This window comes from Pedobacter sp. FW305-3-2-15-E-R2A2, from assembly GCF_038446955.1.
GTDB lineage: Bacteria > Bacteroidota > Bacteroidia > Sphingobacteriales > Sphingobacteriaceae > Pedobacter.
Genome location: NZ_CP151803.1, coordinates 2394027 through 2413685, shown reverse-complemented (window position 1 = coordinate 2413685; position 19659 = coordinate 2394027). Strand labels below are relative to the sequence as shown.

General features: G+C 43.2%; 17 protein-coding genes. 8 read left to right on the top strand and 9 right to left on the bottom strand.

What is annotated here, in order from left to right:
* Positions 1-23: 23 nt before the first annotated feature.
* The gene (locus tag AAFF35_RS10045; protein ID WP_342332318.1) at positions 24-1412 is read right to left on the bottom strand and encodes an aminopeptidase P family protein; all 1389 of its coding nucleotides are present in this window, start codon (positions 1410-1412) and stop codon (positions 24-26) included.
* Between the two features lie 245 nt (positions 1413-1657).
* Here AAFF35_RS10045 and AAFF35_RS10040 point away from each other — a divergent pair, with 245 nt between their 5' ends.
* The 4 genes from AAFF35_RS10040 (at position 1658) to AAFF35_RS10025 (ending at position 4323) form a co-directional block, all read left to right on the top strand.
* Complete coding sequence (locus AAFF35_RS10040; protein ID WP_342332317.1) at positions 1658-2143, top strand: hypothetical protein; 486 nt, start codon at positions 1658-1660, stop codon at positions 2141-2143.
* Positions 2144-2532: 389 nt separating this feature from the next.
* Positions 2533-3087 (top strand): hypothetical protein, encoded by a 555-nt coding sequence (locus AAFF35_RS10035; protein WP_342332316.1) that lies wholly within the window; start codon positions 2533-2535, stop codon positions 3085-3087.
* A 1-nt stretch (position 3088) separates the two neighbouring features.
* Positions 3089-3715: a T6SS effector amidase Tae4 family protein gene (locus AAFF35_RS10030; RefSeq protein ID WP_342332315.1), complete on the top strand. Its 627-nt coding sequence runs from the start codon at positions 3089-3091 to the stop codon at positions 3713-3715.
* 68 nt (positions 3716-3783) lie between these two features.
* On the top strand, positions 3784-4323 hold the full coding sequence (locus AAFF35_RS10025; protein WP_342332314.1) for a GNAT family N-acetyltransferase: 540 nt from the start codon (positions 3784-3786) through the stop codon (positions 4321-4323).
* Here the strand turns inward: AAFF35_RS10025 and AAFF35_RS10020 are convergent.
* Positions 4304-4642, bottom strand: a complete 339-nt coding sequence (locus AAFF35_RS10020; protein ID WP_342332313.1) for a hypothetical protein — start codon at positions 4640-4642, stop codon at positions 4304-4306. The genes AAFF35_RS10025 and AAFF35_RS10020 overlap by 20 nt on opposite strands.
* Before the next feature lie 123 nt (positions 4643-4765).
* Between AAFF35_RS10020 and AAFF35_RS10015 the strand changes: the two genes are divergently transcribed.
* Positions 4766-5890, top strand: coding sequence for a serine hydrolase (locus AAFF35_RS10015; protein WP_342332312.1), 1125 nt, complete (start codon positions 4766-4768; stop codon positions 5888-5890).
* Between the two features lie 35 nt (positions 5891-5925).
* Here the strand turns inward: AAFF35_RS10015 and AAFF35_RS10010 are convergent, their stop codons facing one another.
* The 5 genes from AAFF35_RS10010 to AAFF35_RS09990 form a co-directional block, all read right to left on the bottom strand.
* Positions 5926-6288 (bottom strand): DUF6370 family protein, encoded by a 363-nt coding sequence (locus tag AAFF35_RS10010; RefSeq protein WP_342332310.1) that lies wholly within the window; start codon positions 6286-6288, stop codon positions 5926-5928.
* A 79-nt stretch (positions 6289-6367) separates the two neighbouring features.
* Complete coding sequence (locus AAFF35_RS10005; protein WP_342332309.1) at positions 6368-7303, bottom strand: helix-turn-helix transcriptional regulator; 936 nt, start codon at positions 7301-7303, stop codon at positions 6368-6370.
* 21 nt (positions 7304-7324) lie between these two features.
* Complete coding sequence (locus AAFF35_RS10000; RefSeq protein ID WP_342332308.1) at positions 7325-8428, bottom strand: efflux RND transporter periplasmic adaptor subunit; 1104 nt, start codon at positions 8426-8428, stop codon at positions 7325-7327.
* Between the two features lie 36 nt (positions 8429-8464).
* Complete coding sequence (locus AAFF35_RS09995; protein WP_342332307.1) at positions 8465-11743, bottom strand: efflux RND transporter permease subunit; 3279 nt, start codon at positions 11741-11743, stop codon at positions 8465-8467.
* Between the two features lie 11 nt (positions 11744-11754).
* Entirely contained in the window at positions 11755-13152 is a 1398-nt protein-coding gene (locus AAFF35_RS09990) for a TolC family protein (RefSeq protein ID WP_342332306.1), read from the bottom strand.
* Positions 13153-13386: 234 nt separating this feature from the next.
* Between AAFF35_RS09990 and AAFF35_RS09985 the strand changes: the two genes are divergently transcribed.
* A complete protein-coding gene (locus AAFF35_RS09985) occupies positions 13387-14850 on the top strand; it encodes a hypothetical protein (RefSeq protein ID WP_342332305.1) in 1464 nt (487 codons plus the stop codon).
* Between the two features lie 3 nt (positions 14851-14853).
* Here AAFF35_RS09985 and AAFF35_RS09980 read toward each other — a convergent pair whose 3' ends face one another.
* Both AAFF35_RS09980 and AAFF35_RS09975 read right to left on the bottom strand, forming a co-directional pair.
* The gene (locus tag AAFF35_RS09980; RefSeq protein WP_342332304.1) at positions 14854-16332 is read right to left on the bottom strand and encodes an arylsulfatase; all 1479 of its coding nucleotides are present in this window, start codon (positions 16330-16332) and stop codon (positions 14854-14856) included.
* Positions 16322-17836, bottom strand: coding sequence for an alpha-L-fucosidase (locus AAFF35_RS09975; protein WP_342332303.1), 1515 nt, complete (start codon positions 17834-17836; stop codon positions 16322-16324). The genes AAFF35_RS09980 and AAFF35_RS09975 overlap by 11 nt, the downstream gene beginning before the upstream one ends.
* Positions 17837-17993: 157 nt before the next feature.
* On the opposite strand from AAFF35_RS09975, the gene AAFF35_RS09970 reads away from it, so the two are divergent.
* Together AAFF35_RS09970 and AAFF35_RS09965 are read left to right on the top strand one after the other, a co-directional pair.
* Positions 17994-18851, top strand: a complete 858-nt coding sequence (locus AAFF35_RS09970) for a DMT family transporter (RefSeq protein WP_342332302.1) — start codon at positions 17994-17996, stop codon at positions 18849-18851.
* Between the two features lie 46 nt (positions 18852-18897).
* Complete coding sequence (locus tag AAFF35_RS09965) at positions 18898-19659, top strand: AraC family transcriptional regulator (protein WP_342332301.1); 762 nt, start codon at positions 18898-18900, stop codon at positions 19657-19659.

Genomic DNA, 19659 nt, shown 5'->3' with positions numbered 1-19659 from the left:
TTGTATGCATCCGGTAGATAATTTTAATAAGCGTTAGCTCTTATTGCTTCTACGTCTTCCACAGAAATCGCCAGGTCTTTACCTAACTTACGCGAACCTTCATTGGTAATGACATAATCATCTTCTACCCTGATTCCACCGAAGTTTCTATATTCCTCCACTTTATCATAATTGATATATGCTGAAAGGTGGTTGTTTTCTTTCCACTGATCAATCAGTTCGGGAATAAAGTAAAGTCCAGGTTCTACGGTCAATACATAGCCTTCTTCCAGTGCTTTCCCTAACCTCAGTGATTTCAGTCCGAATTGAGTGGTATTCTTTTTCAATTCGTCCGTATATCCTACGTACTGTTCGCCAAGATTCTCCATATCATGGACATCGAGCCCCATCATGTGCCCCGTGCCACATTGGAAGAACAAAGTATGTGCCCCTTGCGCAACTGCATCTTCCAGGTTTCCTTTCATCAGACCCAGAGATTTTAATCCTTCCGCAAGGCTGAGGCAGGATTTATTATGGATATCGAGATAACGAACTCCTGGTTTCAGGGCTTTTACCCCTTCCTGATAGGCATTTAAGACGATATTATAAGCTTCTTTTTGTGCCGGAAGGAATTTCTTTCCGGCCGGAAAAGTACGGGTAAGATCGCCGGCATAGCCCATTGGGGTTTCGGCACCCGAATCGTTTAATACCATATCCCCTTCTTTTAAGGTATTGCCATGGTGATGGTTGTGCAGGATATGTCCCTCAACACTTAAAATAATCGGGTAAGAAAGCTGTCCGCCGGACTTCAATGCCACCTGGTGCACGGCAGCTGCAATTTCGTTTTCTGTCATCCCTGGTCTTGCAATTTGCATGGCCATCAGGTGCATATCTGCCGAGATCTCAGAAGCTTTATCAAGCTCTACCAGTTCTACTGCTGATTTAATAGAGCGTTGCGCTACAACCGCTTTAATAAAGGGCACGGAAACTTCTTCGCTAAGCTGATTTTGTTTAAGGTCCAGCAAGTCTGCCAGTTTGATTTTGGCTTCGGCGCGGTATGGCGGTAAGAAATGAACTTTTCTTTTATTTTCGGTAAGGTAGCTTTCCAGTGCTGAAGAAGGAGAAACGATGGCAATGCCGGCATCATCTGCTTTCGCACGAAGGGTCTTTTGTCTGCCCATCCATACGATGGCGTCTATGCTCATCTCATCCCCAAAGAGGATCACTTTATCTTCGTCAATATCGATGATCGCATTCAGTCCCGGTTCCTGAATCCCAAAATAATAAAGAAAAGTACTGTCCTGTCTGAAATGATAAGTATTGTCAAAGAAATTCATCGGACTCTCTTCGTTTCCTAAAAAGAGCAGGATTCCAGTGCTGAATTGTCCGGCGAGTTGTTTTCTTCTTTCTATATATTCGTTTTTATGAAACATATGTGATGATTTTAAGGTGTTGTCTCAAAGTTAGAAAAAGTTCATGTTGTTAGCAGAGGTTCTTGCTTTTTCCTCATTTCTTATTTCCGGAATATGCGGGTCTGATGCTGTAGTTATACCTGGAAACTGGTAAGAAAAACTACTGGTTTTCCACGATTGTAAGTCCGCTGCTTCATTTTTAGCTTTGTCGGAATTTAAAGATCCTTATCCCCTTTTCACCTTAAAAAACATTAAACAAATACATTATGAACCTTAAAAAACTACTTTTTTCTTTTACCGTGGCTGCGGCTTTATTTACCATGAGCATCGGCAATGCAAATGCTCAGGATTACAAACATGCAATTGGTGGCCGTTTTGGTAACGCCAATGGGGTAAGTTTTAAAACTGCGCTTAACAAAGGCGCAATGCTCGAATTAATTGGAAACTTTAGAAGCAATAGTGGCGTCACTTATATGAACCTGACTGGTTTATACGAAGTTTACAACCCAATAAAAGGTGTGGATGGCCTTAACTGGTTTTATGGTGGTGGAGCAACGGTTGGTGCTTACAAAATAAAACATGGTGGCGGCAGCGATATATACTTGTCGGCGAATGGTGTTTTAGGATTGGATTATAAAATAAAAAATGCGCCGATTAACTTGTCGTTAGACTGGATACCTGCACTTCAAATCACTCCTGATACCGAATTCTGGGGCGGTGATATCGGGTTAGGTGTCCGCTTCACTTTCTAAGGAATATAGATTTACGTCAATTTTATGTAGCTGGGATAATTAGGATTATTCCAGCTATATCAGTGCTTTGCGCCTGGGAATAAAGCCAGGCAGAACCTCCTTCTTTTAAAAGCACCTCGTGTAGCAATTCAACAGCTTTGCTATAATCATCCCCATTATAAGCCATATAGAATTGGTCGATGTTAGATTCCACCTCCATCCTCAGGACAATTCCTGTAGTGATTTTGAAGAAATAGCATTGTACAGATGGGGATCAAACGCAGCTAATTTAATAAAAAAGATGTCATTAACTCCATAAAACAACACCTTAATTAAGTAAAAATAAATAATGGTACTATTTTTGCAGGATAAAGAAAATCATTCTATTCGAAAAAGGACAACCAATTATTATGATACAAAGCCTGTTTAAGCTATACCATACAAAAATTATCTTTAAGATCGCTGTCGTCATTTTAATCCTTTTTTCACTTTCCTCCTGCAAAGGAGGGCGCCCGGATTCTAAAAACAATCAGGATACCGTTCAGAAAGATAGTTCCGTTGTTCAGAAAGACAGTGCAACAAAAGAACAAGCTATACCTCAACGTGTTGCAGAAACAGTTCACCTTCCTGAATCTTTTTACAAAGACATCCAGTCGAAGGCAACAGATATTGTCAGGGTGAGGTTTTTAAAGGTCGATACTTTTAAATACAATGTAAAAGTCTATAGGACACAAGTATTGAAAGTATATAAGGGAAAGCTAAAAACAACGCAATTCCTGGATTATGCGGGCAGGTCAGAAAGAAACTTTAGCAGCAATCCAACAGATACGGTTATTGTTTTCCTTTATCACCATAAAAAACCACTTGAACATTTTGAAGACAAGAACCTCCGTTACAGTGTCGTAGAAGATAATGCGACCGTGGATAACTCAAAGTATGTCGATAGTTTATTAAAAAAACGCTAAAATGGGTATCGCTCTTCCTCCATTCTCAGAATTACGTGTCAACTACCCTGTGATCGAGCATCAGGCCCTATTAAGTTCAATTGGTGGCGGGGTTAACTCCGTATTAATGGACAATGGCTGTGTGATCAGAATGAGTAAAGCATTCAATTATCTCGGTGATCCACCTATTCCCTTTGATCAATGGCCTACACCTTCATGGAAGGTAATTCCAAAATCGATTAATTTTGATGAACTCAGGAAAGCTAAGATACAGAGGGATAACTTGCATAGCATTCCAAGAACATATAAATATGTGAATGCCTTTGAGACTACCTATGGGGCGGACAAAAAGCGCTATTGTTTTCGGGTAAATGAATTCTTCGACTACGTGAACCACAAATACAAGCAACCGGATCATAAAATACTCCTGGAACCACGTCAGACCATGCTAACTGTCGGACAGATTAGTCAACTCAAAAGGACAATTTATGGGAAAACAGGAATTATCTGTTTCAAGGCAAAATTTGGAGCAGACAGACCGGGATCAGCAGCATCAGGACATTTTACATTATGGGATGGTAATGTCTGTCTGTATGGCGATTATTTTCAGGACACAAGGACCTATGCCATTTATTTCTGGACCTGCTAATACAAGGATAGCCGATTTTTAGAAATGTACTTGATGATTTTAGCAAAAAAATAAAGACTTTTGTTTCAATGAGTACCATGTCCGTTTCAAGATCTTCCTTAGCTGATTTAGCAGAATTATTAACCTTAGTAAATGTCACCTACCGTGGCGAGTCGTCAAAAAAAGGATGGACTGATGAAAGTTCTTTTATAGCAGGAGAAATCAGGGTCGATGAGGAAACCCTAAGCGCCTACCTTACCCATCCAGACATCTGCATTTTAAAATATACGGACGAAAATCAGCAGATCATTGGCTGTGTTAATTTACATAAAAAGCAGGACAAGCTCCACCTGGGCATGTTTGCCGTTCATCCCGAGCTTCAGGCAGCTGGAATTGGAAAGATTTTATTACAAGCCGCTGAAGCGCATGGAAAAGCGGAAGGCTGCAAGGCAATTAACCTGACAGTTATCCAGGGCAGAGACGAATTAATCGCATTTTACGAAAGAAGAGCCTACTTGCTGACGGGTAAAAGCTTCCCTTTTCCTGTAGAACATCATAGGTTTGGCGTTCCACTAAAAGAAGTGATGCTATTGGAAATGGAAAAGGAGCTTACTTTTCCCAGCAACTGATACACAGGGTGATGCCAAGCTTACCTAACCGCAGGGTAAGCCCGGGATCGAACTCCATGTTACACTGATTTTCATAGGCATACAAATACCAGATGGTGATCATATCTGATGAAATCCCGATTCCACGGAGCTCGTCCGTATGGAGTTCTATTAAATCCAGAAAATGAGGCAATGCCTTAGTATAAAGCACAGTATTTTCCTCGACAATCATCTGCCACCAGCTAAAATCCTGACTGCCATTTGATTTTCCCAATATCGCTTCAATGGCTACCTTTTGAGTTTCATTCGATGAAAGTCTTAATTCATAACAACTACCCATACTTTATCACCTAATTTCATTATAATTGATACTTAGTTATTAACCAGTACTAAATAAACTTATTTATTCGGAAAGGACAAGATCAATTTCTCTTTTCAGGATAAGTAACACCAAACTGACGCAATGTTGATCAAAAAACCTCAAAACAAACACCTCTTCCTGATTGCTTTTATTTTCATTACCGGAATTATTGCTTCCTGTAAAGTCGCCCGTTTTGTCTATTACAATTTTGCTGACATCGGAGATCATAAAAAGTTTCCTTCCCGGCAATTGCATAACGACGGACCGAAATTCGTTTTCCATCAGACAGAAAAAGGAATATTTCCGAAAAAAATCAAGATCTACGAACAAGGAGAAGTTCCTTTTGATCAATACCTGGAGGACAACAATACGGTCGCTTTTATGATCATTAAAAATGACACCATTCAATATGAAAAATATTTCAAAGGTTATGATCAGGCAGCGATTGTCCCCTCTTTTTCTATGGCAAAATCGGTGATCTCTATCCTGATCGGTTGTGCGATTGATGATGGTCTGATTAAATCTGTTGAAGAGCCTGTTACCAATTACATTCCTGAATTAAAAGAAAATGGCTTTGATAAAGTCACACTGGAACACCTTTTACAGATGACCTCAGGGTTAGAATTTAATGAAGGCTACAGCAATCCTTTCGGAGAAGTAGCTACCTTTTATTACGGCACCAACCTGAGAAAGGCAACTACCCACCTGAAATTAAAAAGAGCGCCGGGAACAGCATTCGAATATGTGAGTGGTAACCCTCAGATCCTGGGGCTGGTATTGGAAAGGGCATTAAAGACGAAAACCATCACCGCCTACCTTCAGGAGAAGCTATGGCAACCTTTGGGAATGGAATATGATGCCAGCTGGAGTCTGGACAAGAAGAAAAACGGATTGGAAAAAACATTCTGCTGCATCAATGCAAGAGCCAGAGATTTTGCCAAAATCGGCAGACTTTACCTGAACAAAGGAAATTGGAACGGTCGGCAGGTCGTATCTGAAAGCTGGGTCAAGCAATCCACCAAAATAGACACCAGCAAGGGAAGCGCTTCGTATTATCAATATCAATGGTGGCTTCCTACGAAGAAAGGTGATTTTATGGCGGCAGGGATTTTGGGACAGTACATTTATGTCAATCCGGCAAAAAATCTAATCATTGTGAGATTGGGAAAAAATAAAGGAAAGGCCGATTGGCAGGGCACTTTTATCAAGCTCGCTTCTTCCTATTAAGCGAGCTGGCCTCCCTGATCAGGGAGGCCAGCTATTTATTTTTTGTCTTTCAATAATTTGAAAGAAGTAGCTTTGAATCTGCCATCAACGACCTTCCCTGTTACTTCTGCTTTTCTGATCTTGTTACAAAAGCCATCTTTGGCATGGGCATCACCATGGTCATCAATGCTCGTTCCATCCACAAAATAGGCGTGTCCGTTTATACGCACTGCAAGGTCACATTCTTTCCCTTCCAGGCCGAACTTACATTCTCCGCAGGCAGTCTCCACCACCTGAGGCTTTTGTTTACTGGCAACAACAGTTTCTTTTTTCACTTTTTCCTGCGCCTGTACAGCAAGAGCAAAACAGGCAAAAAACACGAGTGTAATCAGTTTTTTCATCGTTATTAAATTTTCCATAATACTAAGAATAATTCTTTCAATAATCAGAAACAGGAATACCTATTTTTCATCGGTACACCTCTCATTTCATCAAGCCTTATCGAAATGATTTCGGCGTTCCCTGCATTTGTCTGCGGAAAAAGATGTTAAAATTGGCCGGATATTCGAAACCAAGGCAATAAGCAATCTGGGCAACGTTCCATTCTGTATGCTTCAATAAAGCCACAGCCTCAGTGGCAATCCTTTTTGAAATATGCTCTGAAGTTGTCCTTCCCGTCACCTCTTTTACCGCATGGTTCAAATGGTTCACATGTACAGAAAGTTTATGCGCAAAATCATGAGCTGTTTTGAGCTCCAGAATATGATCCGTGGAGCCAATAGGAAACTGCCGTTCTAACAACTCCAGAAAAAGGGAGGTCAGTCTGACTGACGCATTATTTTCTTTGAAATAAGTATCTGCAGGTCTTACTTTTAAGGCTTCATGAACGATAAGGTGAATATAATTGCGCAACATTTCATATTTATGGATATAGTCGCCGTCTAACTCTCCCATCATTTTCACAAAGATCTCCATAAAGGTCTTCTCCTGTTCCTCGTTGATATTGATCATCGGACAATCGTGAATTCTCCAAAGCAAGGATTCCCTCAGGCTCTCGTTTCTCTTATGGATGAAGTTCTCCGTAAACAGACAAAAATACCCCGATTGCGTATCAGAAGTACATTCCCATGCGTATGGAATATTCGGGTTGGTAAACAACAGTGCCCTGCCGTTTACCTCTATCCGCTGATTTGGATAGTGAAGAATTCCGGAGCCAATGATCAGGGAGATCTTATAAAAATCCCTGCGGTTATAGGGAGTTGGATGTAAGGTACAATGGGTAGACCTTTTGAACACACCAAAATGCCCGATATCACTCACCATATCCAAATTGGGGATACTGATGTCCGGACGTATCACCCTCAGCCAGTCGTAGTAATCCTGTAAACTCTGCGTCTTATTCGCTAAGTGAAGATCTGGATTCTTGGTTAACATTACTTTAATCACTATATAAAATTACGGTTTGATCACGTTACCTTCACGAAGTTCTTCCGATGGTTCCGTAACAATTTCATCACCAGCATTAAGTTCGCCAAAAATCTCGGTTTTACCATCCGTTAATCTCCCTTTTTTAACGTTTACCTTTACTGCTTTATTTTGTACCACTTTCCAGACAAAGATGCCCTCAGCTGTTTCGAGAACGGCTTTCCTCGGAACCGTAAAAGTGCTTGCATTTGCAGGGAGCGGAATATGAACCTCAGCCACCATTCCCGGCAATAGCTCTTTACCCGTATTGGGCACATCTATTTCTACTCTTTCTGAACGCAAGCGTAAATCCAGCGCGCCGGATAAGCGTTTTACTTTTGCGGTAAAGGTCTTTTCAGGCATCGACTTTACGCTAAAAGTCACCTCATGTCCATCTTTCAGGTAACCGGTATACACCTCAGGTATGGAAACCGCCAGACGCAGATTTTTCTGTTCCTGCAAGGTGAATAAAGGAAATTCAGATCCTTTTCCTGAAGGGCCTACATAAGCCCCTAAATTCACATTCCTTGCCGTGATGATGCCATTAAAAGGAGCCCGTATTTCCAGGTAATCCCTGATATTGCTCACTTCTTTATAAGCAGCTTTTGCGGCTTCAAACTGTGCCAGGTCCGAATTTCTGCGGGCAACGGCCTGGTCGAGGTCATTTTTCGAGATCGTCCCCGGCGTTTTACTTGTTTCATATAACCGGTCGTAATTTGCCTTGCTGGCAGTATACAATGCTTCCTGTGCTTTTAACCTGGATTGTGCAGCAGCAAGCTGGGAATTTGTTTCCGGCGCTTCCAGGGTCATTAACAACTGGCCTTTGGTTACTTCCGATCCGATGTCAACTTTTAAGGTCTTCACAAAACTGCTCACCTTTGCATAGAGGTCTACCTGCTGGAAAGCACTCAGCTCTCCCGGCAACTGTAAAGCCGTGGACAGTTTTTCTTTTTCGAGTTTAAATGTAGCGATCTCCGGCTTTTTCTCTGTCGTGACTACTTCTTTCTTTGCGGTGGCGGTACAACCATTAATGATCGTCAACAGGGCTAAGCTTCCTGTTAAGATCATGGTATTTCTTGTGGTGTTTGTTCTCATTGGTGTATATTTTTATGGGGTTAAACCCCTGATTAATTAATCTTCCAGTCCTTTGATATAATGTTTACTTTCTTTATCCTCCGGATCTAAAGAGATCGAAGCTGTAGAAACCTTTCCCTGTACCCATGCAAATACGAGTGGCAATATAATCAACACGGCAAAAGTAGAGGCAATCAAACCTCCGATCACCGCTCTCCCCAAAGGAGAAACCTGATCTCCGCCCTCTCCGTGTCCGATCGCCATCGGCAACATTCCTGCAACCATCGCCACACTCGTCATGATGATGGGTCTGATTCTTAAAGCCGCAGCTTCTCGGGCTGATTCCAGTGCATTGCCATTGTGCAAGCGCAGATGTTCTGCATTGGTAATGAGCAAAACCGCATTGGCAATGGATACCCCTACCGACATGATGATCCCCATATAGGATTGAAGGTTCAGGGTTGAGCCCGTAATTTTCAGTAAAAGCAGGGATCCCAAAACCACTGCAGGTACGGTCGTCAGGATCACCAATGGCACTTTAAAGGATTGGAAATTGGCAGAAAGCATCAGAAAGATCACCACAATGGCCACCAAAAGTCCTGATTGCAGGCTACCCAAAGTTTCGTCCAGCACTTTGATCATTCCTACAGGCTGTACAATTAATCCCCTGGGCAGCTCTCCTACTGAGCTGATCGCTTTTTGAACATCTTTAGCTGCAGAACCGAGGTCCATTTTATTCAGGTTTGCAGTCACAGAAAGATAAGGCATGGCACCTAAATTATCATTCTCGCCATAAGTGGTATCGGAGGTGATGGTCGCCACGTCGCTCAATACGGGTCGGTTGACATTCCTCAACAAAGGAATCTCCCCCAAATCTTCTTTGCTGTTCATCTGGTTAAAAGGCACCTGAACCTGAACACTATAAGCCAGGTTGATCTTTTCATCTATCCATATATTTTTATCGGTGTACCTGGAAGAAGAGGTAGAAGCCACGAGAGATCTCGAAATATCGGTCAGGTCTACGCCCAGTTGTGCCGCTTTAACCCGGTCGATATTGACGTTCAACGAGGGATACTTAACGGCTTGAGCCAACTGAATATCCCGCAGATAAGGAATCGTTTGTAAGGCCTTCATGACCTTTCTCGCATACACTTCATTCTGTGCTTTGTTCTTTCCCGCAATGCGGACTTCTACCGGAGTTGGAGAACCCTGACTCAGTACTTTATCCGTAAGTTCGATCGGCTCAAAGGAAAGTTTAACATCAGGCTCCAGCTTTTTCACTCTTTCCCTCAGCTGATCTTTAAATTCTTCCATATCTTCATGGTAATCCTTAAACCCAACCTGAAAAACGGCTTCATGTGGTCCGGCCATAAACAGGTAGATCGGGTTTACAGAGAATAAAGCAGGATGCTGTCCCACGTATACAGAAGAGATGGATAAATGTTCCGGACCAACGATATTTTTTAATTCTTTCAGAATCACCTGTACCTTTTCTTCTGTTCGTTCTAACCTTGTCCCGTCTGGTGCACGCATTCTCAATTGAAACTGACTCGAATTGACTTTAGGCAGAACATCTCTTCCAATATTGCTTAACAATAAGGCTGCAGCACCCACAATCAGCACGAGATAACCTAAAACCACGATTTTCCGATGTGGCATAATGCGGTCGAGGAAGCGCATGAAACGATTCCTAAAGCGTTCAAAAAGAGAAACTTTACCATCATTATTAAAATCTTCACGTTCTACCAGTACTTTCTTTTGATTTAAAGTATCCTTTTCTGATTCCAGGCTCAATCCGGTTTCGTTGAATACCGCTTCATATTCTGTGATCTCTGCGCCATGTGCTTTCGCTTTCTTAGGATGTGCAACCATCAGCCAGTTGGCCATGATCGGTACAAATGTTTGTGATAAGAAGAAAGAGACAATCATCGAGAATCCGATGGCCAGGGCCAGCGGCAGGAATAAAGCGCCCGGAATACCCGACATGGTAAATGCAGGTGCAAATACAGCCAGGATACAAAACAGGATCAATAATTTAGGAAAAGCGATCTCCTTACAGGCATCCCAGATGGCCAGGGCCTTGGGTTTACCCATATCGAAATGCTGGTGAATGTTTTCAATCGTTACGGTAGATTCGTCGACCAGAATACCAATGGCCAATGCCAGTCCACTTAAAGACATGATGTTGATCGTTTGTCCGAAGAGCTTCAAAAACAGCACTCCTGCCACTATGGAAGTCGGAATGGTCAGGATCACGATCAATGCTGCCCGTTTATCTCCCAGAAATAAAAGCACCATCAAACCGGTAAGCAAGGCACCAATGACTCCTTCACTGATCAAACTTTTCACGGCATTGATCACATATACAGACTGGTCAAATTCGTAGGAAAGTTTGACATCTTCCGGCAGGGTATTCTGAATTGCCGGCAAATTTTCTTTGAGTTTACTCACCACATCCCAGGTAGAGGCATCTCCGGATTTAGCAATACTCAGGTATACAGAACGTTTACCATTAATCAGTGCATAACCTGCTGTGGCATCTGCTCCATCTTTCACTACTGCCACATCGCGCAGGTATAGGTTTTGTACCCCTCCTTTAAACAAAGGAATATTTTCGAATTCTTTAACCTTCTGAATCGTATAATTTGTTGGGGTCAGGTAGTTTTGATTGCCCATACGCACATTCCCTGATGGCGCCGTTTGATTGTTCACCTTAATCGCCTCTACCACCTGATCTACCGTCATGTTATGGGATCGTAATAACTCAGGGTCGACATTGATCTCAATCGTTCTGATATTCCCGCCAAATGGTGCCGGTGATAAGAGTCCGGGGATTGCCGTAAAGGAGGCGCGAACATAAGTATTGGCAAGATCCTGCAACTCATTATTGGAGCGTATGGGACTGCTCAGCACCAATTGTCCGACGGGTAAGGAAGAAGCATCAAATCTGATGATAAAGGGTGGCTGGGAACCCGGCGGAAAAATCGCCTGAGCCCGGTTAGATAAGGCACTAAGTTCTGATGCCGCCTGGGCCATATTTGTTCCCTCATAATAGGTCAGCTTCATCAGCATCAGCCCCTGCACATTTTTGGTTTCAATGGTTTTTACCCCACTGGCAAAAAGTAATATATTGATGTATTGCTTTCCGAAATAAGCTTCCATCTGTGTCGGTGTATATCCACCAAAAGGATGGGCAATATAAATGACCGGAAGGTTCATTTTAGGTAAAATATCTACCTTAATATCTTTGATGGCACCAATTCCGAAGAAGAACAATCCGGCAACAAGGACCAGAATGGAGATCGGTTTTCTAAGTGCAAAACGTATTAAATTCATGTAAGGGCTAATTAAAATTCGTTGATAAACAGGTCAAAATTTCCAAGGGCGGCAGATTTCAGCAGCAGGGCCTGCCATACATTGGTGTAGGCAATATCCCGGTCAGTCTCTGCCCGGTTAAGGGTATACAGCGCCTGAGTGAGGTCTACAATCGTGCTGAGCCCATTTTTATACAAGGTGCTTTTCTGCAGGTAAGCATCTGAAGCTGCTTTCACCTGGACCGGTGCTTCTTTATAGTTGTCGACCGCATTTTTCAATTTGGCATCAGCAATGGCCACCTGTGCCTGTAATTGTTGCTCAACCAGCTCATATTCATTCTGTAATCCTTTGGAAAGATATTCCTGTGCCCTCACCTGAGGATGTGTCCTCAGAATGGTGGTCAGGTTCCAGACCATTCCAACACCTAACAGGTAATTTCCTCTTACCGGGTTGATGCCATCGGCATAGTTTTGGGTAAAAGCACTCTGATTTTGCGCATAGGCGGAACTGAAGCCTGATCCCCTGCCCTGCATTACCCCAAATAAAGAAAAGGTAGGGTAATAAGATTTGCGGAATAACTTCGCCTGTTCATTACTCAACTCAACCCTGTTGCGATAGTACTTTAACAGCGGATGGGCATTTTCATTGAGCAGACTGTCCTGATACAAGACCGCGGGCACCCGGGTGATGGAAGCGGTATCCAGCACCATATCCGTAGCGGTGATGCCCATCAATATGCCCAATCGGTTTGCCTGTTCCTGTTCCAGATCTTTAGCCTTGGTCAAGGCAATTTTGGCACTGGAAACTTCGGCCTTGGCCAGGGAAGAATCGACTCCTGCAATCAAGCCGTTACTGGCCCTGACAACCGCAGTATTCTTAAAAGTGACCGCCCGGTCGAGGTTTCGTTCCTGCGATTTACGAAGCCGTTGGGCCGCAATAAGGTTCAGGTAAGCTGCTGAAACTCTGATTTCATGCTGGAATTTTTCCTGTGCCAGGTCATTCGCATCTCTTTTGAGCAGCGTTTGAGCAACTTTGATTTTCTCTTTGATCCTTCCGAAGGTAAAGAAGTCCCAGTTTACGTTGGCCAGGTACAAAGCGCCAAAAGCAGCATTCCAGTTCTGCCGGTCAAGGGATGGTCCGCTGGAAGCGACTCCCAATCCGCCAAGGCCATAGGAAGGTCCGTTTTGTCCGTTAATCGTTCCGTAATCCTGCTGTGCAGATAAACTCAGATTGGGCAGGTAATCCCGGCGGGCCTGCTGAACGCCTGCTTCTGAAGCGCTCACATAATTCCCTTTTGCTTTGATGCTTCCATAATTATTCAGGGCAGTGCTGATCGCATCTTTTAATTTGAGCATTTGTGCATCTGCACCCGGGCTGCCAAGCGTTAAAATGCCGCATAGTGTAATTACAAATAATAAGGATTTAGGCATGGTGTATGTTTTACACCGCAAATTTATCCCCTGTCCATAAAATCAAAGTATTCAGTTCAAACCAATAATTATGAAATTCAAACAATTGTGCTGCTTTGATATTAATGACATTTCCATTACAAGTCGAATATTAGTTAAAAATTTAACAGTTAATTAATAGTAATTACAAAGAGAATATTTTACATTTATTCCAAAGGGGGAATCACATTTAATTATTCAAGTAAAAAAGTTAACATGACAACACTTAGAAATGAACAAATTGAAAGTAATGAACTTTTGAATGAAATCGCATCAACAGATGTTACCGTAGCTGCCGGTACAGATGGTCTGCTGGCCGGCAATCTCCAGGATGCGCTGCAATTATTGGCTTCGCGTATAAAAGCCCTGGAAGATGCAGGACCTCAGACGGGGAGAATCATTCCTGTGGGTACCGGAACAGGAGTATTGGCGATTGACGGGGATCAACTGAGCCTGAATGGCAATCCCATCACCCTTCAGGCAAACGACGTGATTGAGATTCAGGCGGGGACTTACCAATGGATCGACATGAGCAATGTGACGTTTTTTGGTGCTGGTGTGGTCTATGTAAAGAATAACGGGCTGGTGATCATCAATGAAGGAGGCTTTAACCTGAATGGAAATGTACCGGTTAAAAATGTAGTCTTTGACTTCGCCAGTTTCCCCGGTTTGGAATACGGTTTAAAAAACACATTTACCGGACCTAATGAAAGGTTTCACATCGACACCCATAGCATGGGAGGTTATGAAAACATCACGATCCGCGGCCTGGAATTCGTCAACGTTTGGGACCGGGGTATCAGGTTAGGCTCCCATAGTGTGGATTATCTGAATACCGGTAAAAAGGCAATTTCAGGGTTATTGATAGAGAAATGTCGCTTTATATCAGACAATACGCCTGAATGGGGTGGTGGAATAGACCTTGGCGGAGAGTTGAATTATGAAACCGGTACAGATAAAGGATATATAGAGAATGTAGTGATCCGGGACATCCAGTTAATTGGCGGAGATGGCCAGATCTCCCTCGGCAATGCCAACAATTACGAGATATATAACATTACCGTAGATAAGGTAAACCCTACTGCTACCCATCACGCCCGGATTGTGTTCGCACAGGGATGGGGGAAAATTCACCATATAAAGGGGGTTGAACATTATGGTAACCTGACCTGTCAATGGGTATTTACGAGGGGAAATGTTCCGGCAGAAGCGCTGGTTTCAAATGTTATCGCTTATAAAAGCAGGAAATATTCTGCGACAGAATTCCAGTCTTTTCAGCGGTTTTTATGGCCCAACCGGACGACCTTTTGTCATGGGAAGGCATTGGGCATCACTGCGATAGACATGGGAACAAATATTGGTGTACCTGCCGGCAATGAATACACCTCTACAGCGGTAGATGTTTATAACATGGCAGGAGGAGAAGTGACGGTTAAAGATACACTGGCGATACATCCTTACAATACTACTGCGGTAAATAATGGCCCCATAAGCGCGGCTTCTTCCAATAACCTGGTTTATGCAGACAATACCGGGGCAAAACTGATTGATTTCATCTCTTTTAAACCTGCATCCGACAGCCCGCTGATTGGGGCAGGCATTACAGATGCAGATTTAACAGATGATTATTATGGCGCATTAAGAGCCCTTCCTCCTACCGTTGGTGCGGTAGAAGGATAATGATTATAAAAAGTTCCAGGCCTTCACATGGGAGTCCTGGTGCTCTTTTTTTACGATCTCATTAAACTGTTGAATGATTGCCGGATGGTTTGCGGCCTGATCCTTAGTTTCATTACGATCGGTTTTCAGGTTAAAGAGCTGCCATGGACTTTTCGGATCTTTTTTTACATTGACACGAACTCCTTTCCAATCGCCCATTCTGATGGCCAGCTGTCCGCCTTTCTCAGGAAATTCGAAATACAGGTATTCATGCTTTTTCTGCTGATCATCTTTTCCTGTTAAGGTTGGAAGAAAGGAAATACCATCGGTATCTTCTAACTTTTGGCCGGTCAGTTCTGCCATCGTAGCCAACAGGTCATATTGTGCCGACACCAGGTTTGAGGTCGATCCAGGTTTGATTTTTCCCGGCCATCTGGCTAAGAAAGGCTCCCGGATTCCGCCTTCATAAACGTCCATTTTCAATCCTTTCAATCCATCCACACTGTTGAAGAATTTTGCATTTACACCCCCGTTAAAAGTCGGACCGTTATCGCTGGAGAACATAATGATCGTATTTTCATCCAGCCCCAGGTCTTTCAGTCTTTTCATAATGAGGCCGACCTGTTTATCCAGAAAAGTAATCATTGCGGCATAGGTCGAATAGGGGTATTTATTTGGCGCATAACCCTGCTGCCCATAATAAGGTCTTTCTTTGAACTTCCCGATGTATTCCTTTACGTCCCTGTCCGGAGCCTGTAAAGAAACATGGGGTAATGGATAAGGCAGGTATAAAAAGAAAGGATTTTCTTTATTTTTATCGATAAAAGCAAGGGCCTTTTCCGTCATCTTTTCAGGTGCATAAACTTTGCCCTTATAATAATCAAAGTCTTTATCTGTTGCCTTTACCGAATCTAACGGTTGATGTACATTGATAAAAGTATTTCCCAGCGTATCCCATTTTTCATTTTCCCATAAATGGGTCGGGTAAAAACTATGCGCTTGTTTTTGATCCAGAAGACCGTAGTAATCATCAAAGCCTTGTTTCAATGGAGAACCTTCTGTTGCGTTCATCCCCAAGCCCCATTTACCTACCAGCGCCGTTTTATATCCTGCCTGCTGCATTAGGCGGGCAACGGTCAATGTTCCTGCTTTTAAAGGCATTTGTCCCCGTTCGGTACTATCGGGAAAACCACCCAATTCGAAGTTCCCGCGGATATAAGAATGACCGCCATGTTTACCTGTCATAAGCATTGCCCTGGCCGGAGCACAAACAGGCGTACCTGTATAATGATCGGTAAACTTCATCCCTTCTCTGGCGATCTTATCCAGGTTTGGCGTTTTGATCTTCTTCTGGCCATAAGGACCGATTTCGGCATAACCGAGGTCGTCGGCATAGATGTAAACCACGTTTGGCTTTTTCGTATTTTGCTGACTAAACGAGGTACCACATTGCAGGGAAAACGCAGCGATTAACATCAGCTTTAAAAGCAGTTTATTTCCCATAGCTGATCTTTCTCAAGCTTTTCGATTTTGTATCTGAAACGGCAAAATGGCTGATAGATGGAATCCCATTGGAAGCGGTAATGTTTAACCGGATCTTTGAAGCGTTCCCATATTCAGGAAGTGTAATGATTTTACAGGCCCCGATTTCATCCCCTTTATAAACAGACTTCCAGGTACCATCGAAGACTTCTATCGAAAAATGCTGAACATGAAAGTTTCTGATGGTAGAGAATCCATCGCTCAGCGCCTTCATTTCCGGCTGCTCCATAATCGTGATTCTATTGAACTTCTTGTTCAGGTCCATCTCTAAAGAAGCAATGGAATCTCCGGCTGTCCACCAGGTTTCCAGGCTGTAGTCATTCGCCTTCTCTGCTCCTGTTTTAGGATCAGCAGCCCTGCTCGAAGCTTTTATCGCGGCATTAAAAGCCAGGTTCTCATAACCGGCAGACAATGGCTTTTTGCCACCTTTAATTCCTACCCGCTCTGCCAATTCAATAATCCTTGCGCTTTCATGCGCTCTGATGCGGCCATGCTCATCGGGCGGAACATTAAGGATCATAATGTTATTATTAGCTGTAGTCCAATAAAACAGCTCTTCCAGTTCATCTACCCCTCTGGCAGGCAAGATTGCTTTTTTCTGAAACCAGTTCCACCGATCGGAAAGGCAAAGGGTATGTTCCAGGATCAGGTAATGGTTCTCGTTATTGTACGTATATAATTTAGGATCATCCCACCTCGCCAGGTTTGGATCTTTGGTTCTGAAGTCCACCGGCCAGAAACGGATAGGATCACCTTCCTGCATATCCAGTGGCTGCTGAACGGCGGTAATATTGTCCTTCTTTCCGATGGTATGGTTTACGGTAACCAGGCAACCCGGCTGTAGCTTTTTGATGTGTGCATATACTTCCGCTAACTTCCAGTCGGCATCTTTCTTTGCCCATCCCCCATCAAACCAAAGCTCGCAGATGTCTCCATAGTTGCTGAGCAATTCGCTGAGCTGATTTTTCATAAAGCTGACATAAGCATCCGGGTTGGGATCATTGTGCGAAGGCTCATGCCTGTCCCACAGCGAATAATACAAGCCAAGCTCTATGCCGTATTTTTTACAGGCTTTCGCTACCGCAGCCACTACATCCGTTTTTACCGGGGAAGAGGCCACATCATAGTCCGTATATTTGCTATTCCAGAGTGCGAATCCGTCATGGTGTTTGGTCACCAGGATCACATACCTGAAACCTGCTTCTTTTGCGGTTTTCACCCATTGATCGCAATCCAGCTGATCTGGCTGATAAGAGGAAACGGGCAGTTTTCCGTCCGACCATTCCGTTTCATTAAAGGTATTCAGTCCGAAATGGATGAACATCCCATAGCCTCTTTTGATTTGTGAAAGCTGCAATGCAGAGGGTTTTTGTGCTTTAGATACAGATGTCAGAAAAAAAGACAAAGCAAGGAATAACAATAAAGTTCCCTTTATTATTTTAAATCTGTTGAATTGAACAAACATATGTTTTGGTTTATTTGGTTACGGGTTTCAAATGTGTTGATTGTGTGGTTAAACGAAAGTAAAGAATTCTTTTTCTATTTCCCCTATTTCCCTGTTCATCCTATAGAATCACTATAAATTGCTTAAATTTGTCCCCTCATTTAACTCCCGGCCCATTATGAAAAACAATCGACTGCTTCAAATACCACCATTACCTGCAGTTTTATTGGCCATCATCAGTGTTCAGGCCGGGGCTGCAATTGCAAAAGGCCTCTTTCCAGCGATAGGTCCGGCGAGTACCGCCTCTCTGAGAATTGGCTTATCGGCCGTCATCCTTTTCATCGCCAACAGGCCGAATCTCAAAACGTTCACTAAAGTACAATGGAAAGCGGTAATGCTCTACGGACTGGTATTGGGCGCGATGAACCTTATATTTTACATGGCCATTAAGAGAATCCCTCTTGCACTGGGCGTTACCCTGGAATTTATTGGCCCTTTGTTGCTGGCCGTATTGAATTCCAAGAAGGTCATGGATTACCTTTGGGTATTACTCGCAGCATTGGGGATTGCGCTGATCGCACCCTGGTCGGAAAAAGGATTGGATTTAATCGGCGTCCTGCTCGCTTTACTTGCCGGTGGATTATGGGCAACTTATATTGTTCTTGGCGGCAAGATCTCTAAAGTGATGAAAGGCGGAGATGCCGTTTCTGTAGGGATGATTTTTGCCACTCTACTCGTAGTCCCTTTTGGAATTGGCAGTGGAGGATTTGGGAATTTAACGCCTGGTTTACTTTTGATGGGTGCCGCATTGGCTCTCCTCTCCAGCGCCATTCCCTTTACCCTGGAAATGAGCGCACTTAGTCAGATGCCGGCAAGGACCTTCAGTATTCTGATGAGTCTTGAACCCGCAGTTGCCGCGTTGTGTGGAATTGTGTTCCTAAACGAACATCTTTCTCTGGTGGAATACTGCTCCGTAGCCCTTGTGATCATCGCCAGCGCAGGTGCAACAATTACTTCAAAAAGAGAGACATTATAATTCAAATTTGAGCGTTATCTTGTAGAACCAAATCACATGCATTCCTATGCAAGAGACAAACGACGTAGAATATCAAAGGGCAGCACCTGACGATTTGTTGTCCGGCTTTGTAAAATGTTATTGGTCGGTGCACAATCCCGATCAGGAGGAAAAAAAGTTTAGCATCCTCCCGGATGGCTATTTTGACCTTCTTTTTCGTGCCCTGGAGGGCCAACCTATCCGGGTCTCTATAAGCGGATTATGGAATCAGGAAACCACATCTGTCGTTCCGGGAAAAACAACAATTTTCGGGATCAGTTTTAAATTACCTGCTTCAGAATACATTTTAAAAGAAAGCATTGCAGCGCTGGTAAATACAGAGCAAGGTTTACCTCCGGATTTCTGGGGACTTGAACTCAGGGATTTAACAGACTTCAATGCACTGGTTGGAACATTGCAGCAAAAAATGCATCAACGTCTCTGTAAGAACATCGACAACAGAAAACTGCACCTGTTTGAAACCTTATATGCATCCAATGGTTCCATCACTGCGGAAGAAGTTTCCAATACCATTCTCTGGAGCAACAGACAAATCAGTCAGTATTTTAAAGACCAGTTTGGGATTTCACTAAAATCCTATTGTACGATTCTCCGTTACCGTGCTTCTTTTGATCATTTGAATGAAAAAGAGCTGTATCCACAGCAGAATTATAGTGATCAGGCACATTTCATCAGGGAAGTAAAAAAATACTCAGGCGTTACGCCAGGTGTACTCGCAGAAAATCAAAACAACCGATTTATACAATTATCGACACTTAAGAAGGAATAA

Excerpts from the sequence above, each read along its gene's own strand:
- AAFF35_RS10040 (WP_342332317.1), top strand. The coding sequence starts at position 1,658 with ATGAACCTTAAAAAACTACTTTTTTCTTTTACCGTGGCTGCGGCTTTA.
- AAFF35_RS10025 (WP_342332314.1), top strand. The coding sequence starts at position 3,784 with ATGAGTACCATGTCCGTTTCAAGATCTTCCTTAGCTGATTTAGCAGAA.
- AAFF35_RS09995 (WP_342332307.1), bottom strand. The coding sequence starts at position 11,743 with ATGAATTTAATACGTTTTGCACTTAGAAAACCGATCTCCATTCTGGTC.
- AAFF35_RS09990 (WP_342332306.1), bottom strand. The coding sequence starts at position 13,152 with ATGCCTAAATCCTTATTATTTGTAATTACACTATGCGGCATTTTAACG.
- AAFF35_RS10015 (WP_342332312.1), top strand. The coding sequence starts at position 4,766 with ATGTTGATCAAAAAACCTCAAAACAAACACCTCTTCCTGATTGCTTTT.
- AAFF35_RS10020 (WP_342332313.1), bottom strand. The coding sequence starts at position 4,642 with ATGGGTAGTTGTTATGAATTAAGACTTTCATCGAATGAAACTCAAAAG.
- AAFF35_RS09965 (WP_342332301.1), top strand. The coding sequence starts at position 18,898 with ATGCAAGAGACAAACGACGTAGAATATCAAAGGGCAGCACCTGACGAT.
- AAFF35_RS10030 (WP_342332315.1), top strand. The coding sequence starts at position 3,089 with ATGGGTATCGCTCTTCCTCCATTCTCAGAATTACGTGTCAACTACCCT.
- AAFF35_RS10035 (WP_342332316.1), top strand. The coding sequence starts at position 2,533 with ATGATACAAAGCCTGTTTAAGCTATACCATACAAAAATTATCTTTAAG.
- AAFF35_RS09980 (WP_342332304.1), bottom strand. The coding sequence starts at position 16,332 with ATGGGAAATAAACTGCTTTTAAAGCTGATGTTAATCGCTGCGTTTTCC.
- AAFF35_RS10005 (WP_342332309.1), bottom strand. The coding sequence starts at position 7,303 with ATGTTAACCAAGAATCCAGATCTTCACTTAGCGAATAAGACGCAGAGT.
- AAFF35_RS10000 (WP_342332308.1), bottom strand. The coding sequence starts at position 8,428 with ATGAGAACAAACACCACAAGAAATACCATGATCTTAACAGGAAGCTTA.
- AAFF35_RS09985 (WP_342332305.1), top strand. The coding sequence starts at position 13,387 with ATGACAACACTTAGAAATGAACAAATTGAAAGTAATGAACTTTTGAAT.
- AAFF35_RS10010 (WP_342332310.1), bottom strand. The coding sequence starts at position 6,288 with ATGGAAAATTTAATAACGATGAAAAAACTGATTACACTCGTGTTTTTT.
- AAFF35_RS10045 (WP_342332318.1), bottom strand. The coding sequence starts at position 1,412 with ATGTTTCATAAAAACGAATATATAGAAAGAAGAAAACAACTCGCCGGA.
- AAFF35_RS09975 (WP_342332303.1), bottom strand. The coding sequence starts at position 17,836 with ATGTTTGTTCAATTCAACAGATTTAAAATAATAAAGGGAACTTTATTG.
- AAFF35_RS09970 (WP_342332302.1), top strand. The coding sequence starts at position 17,994 with ATGAAAAACAATCGACTGCTTCAAATACCACCATTACCTGCAGTTTTA.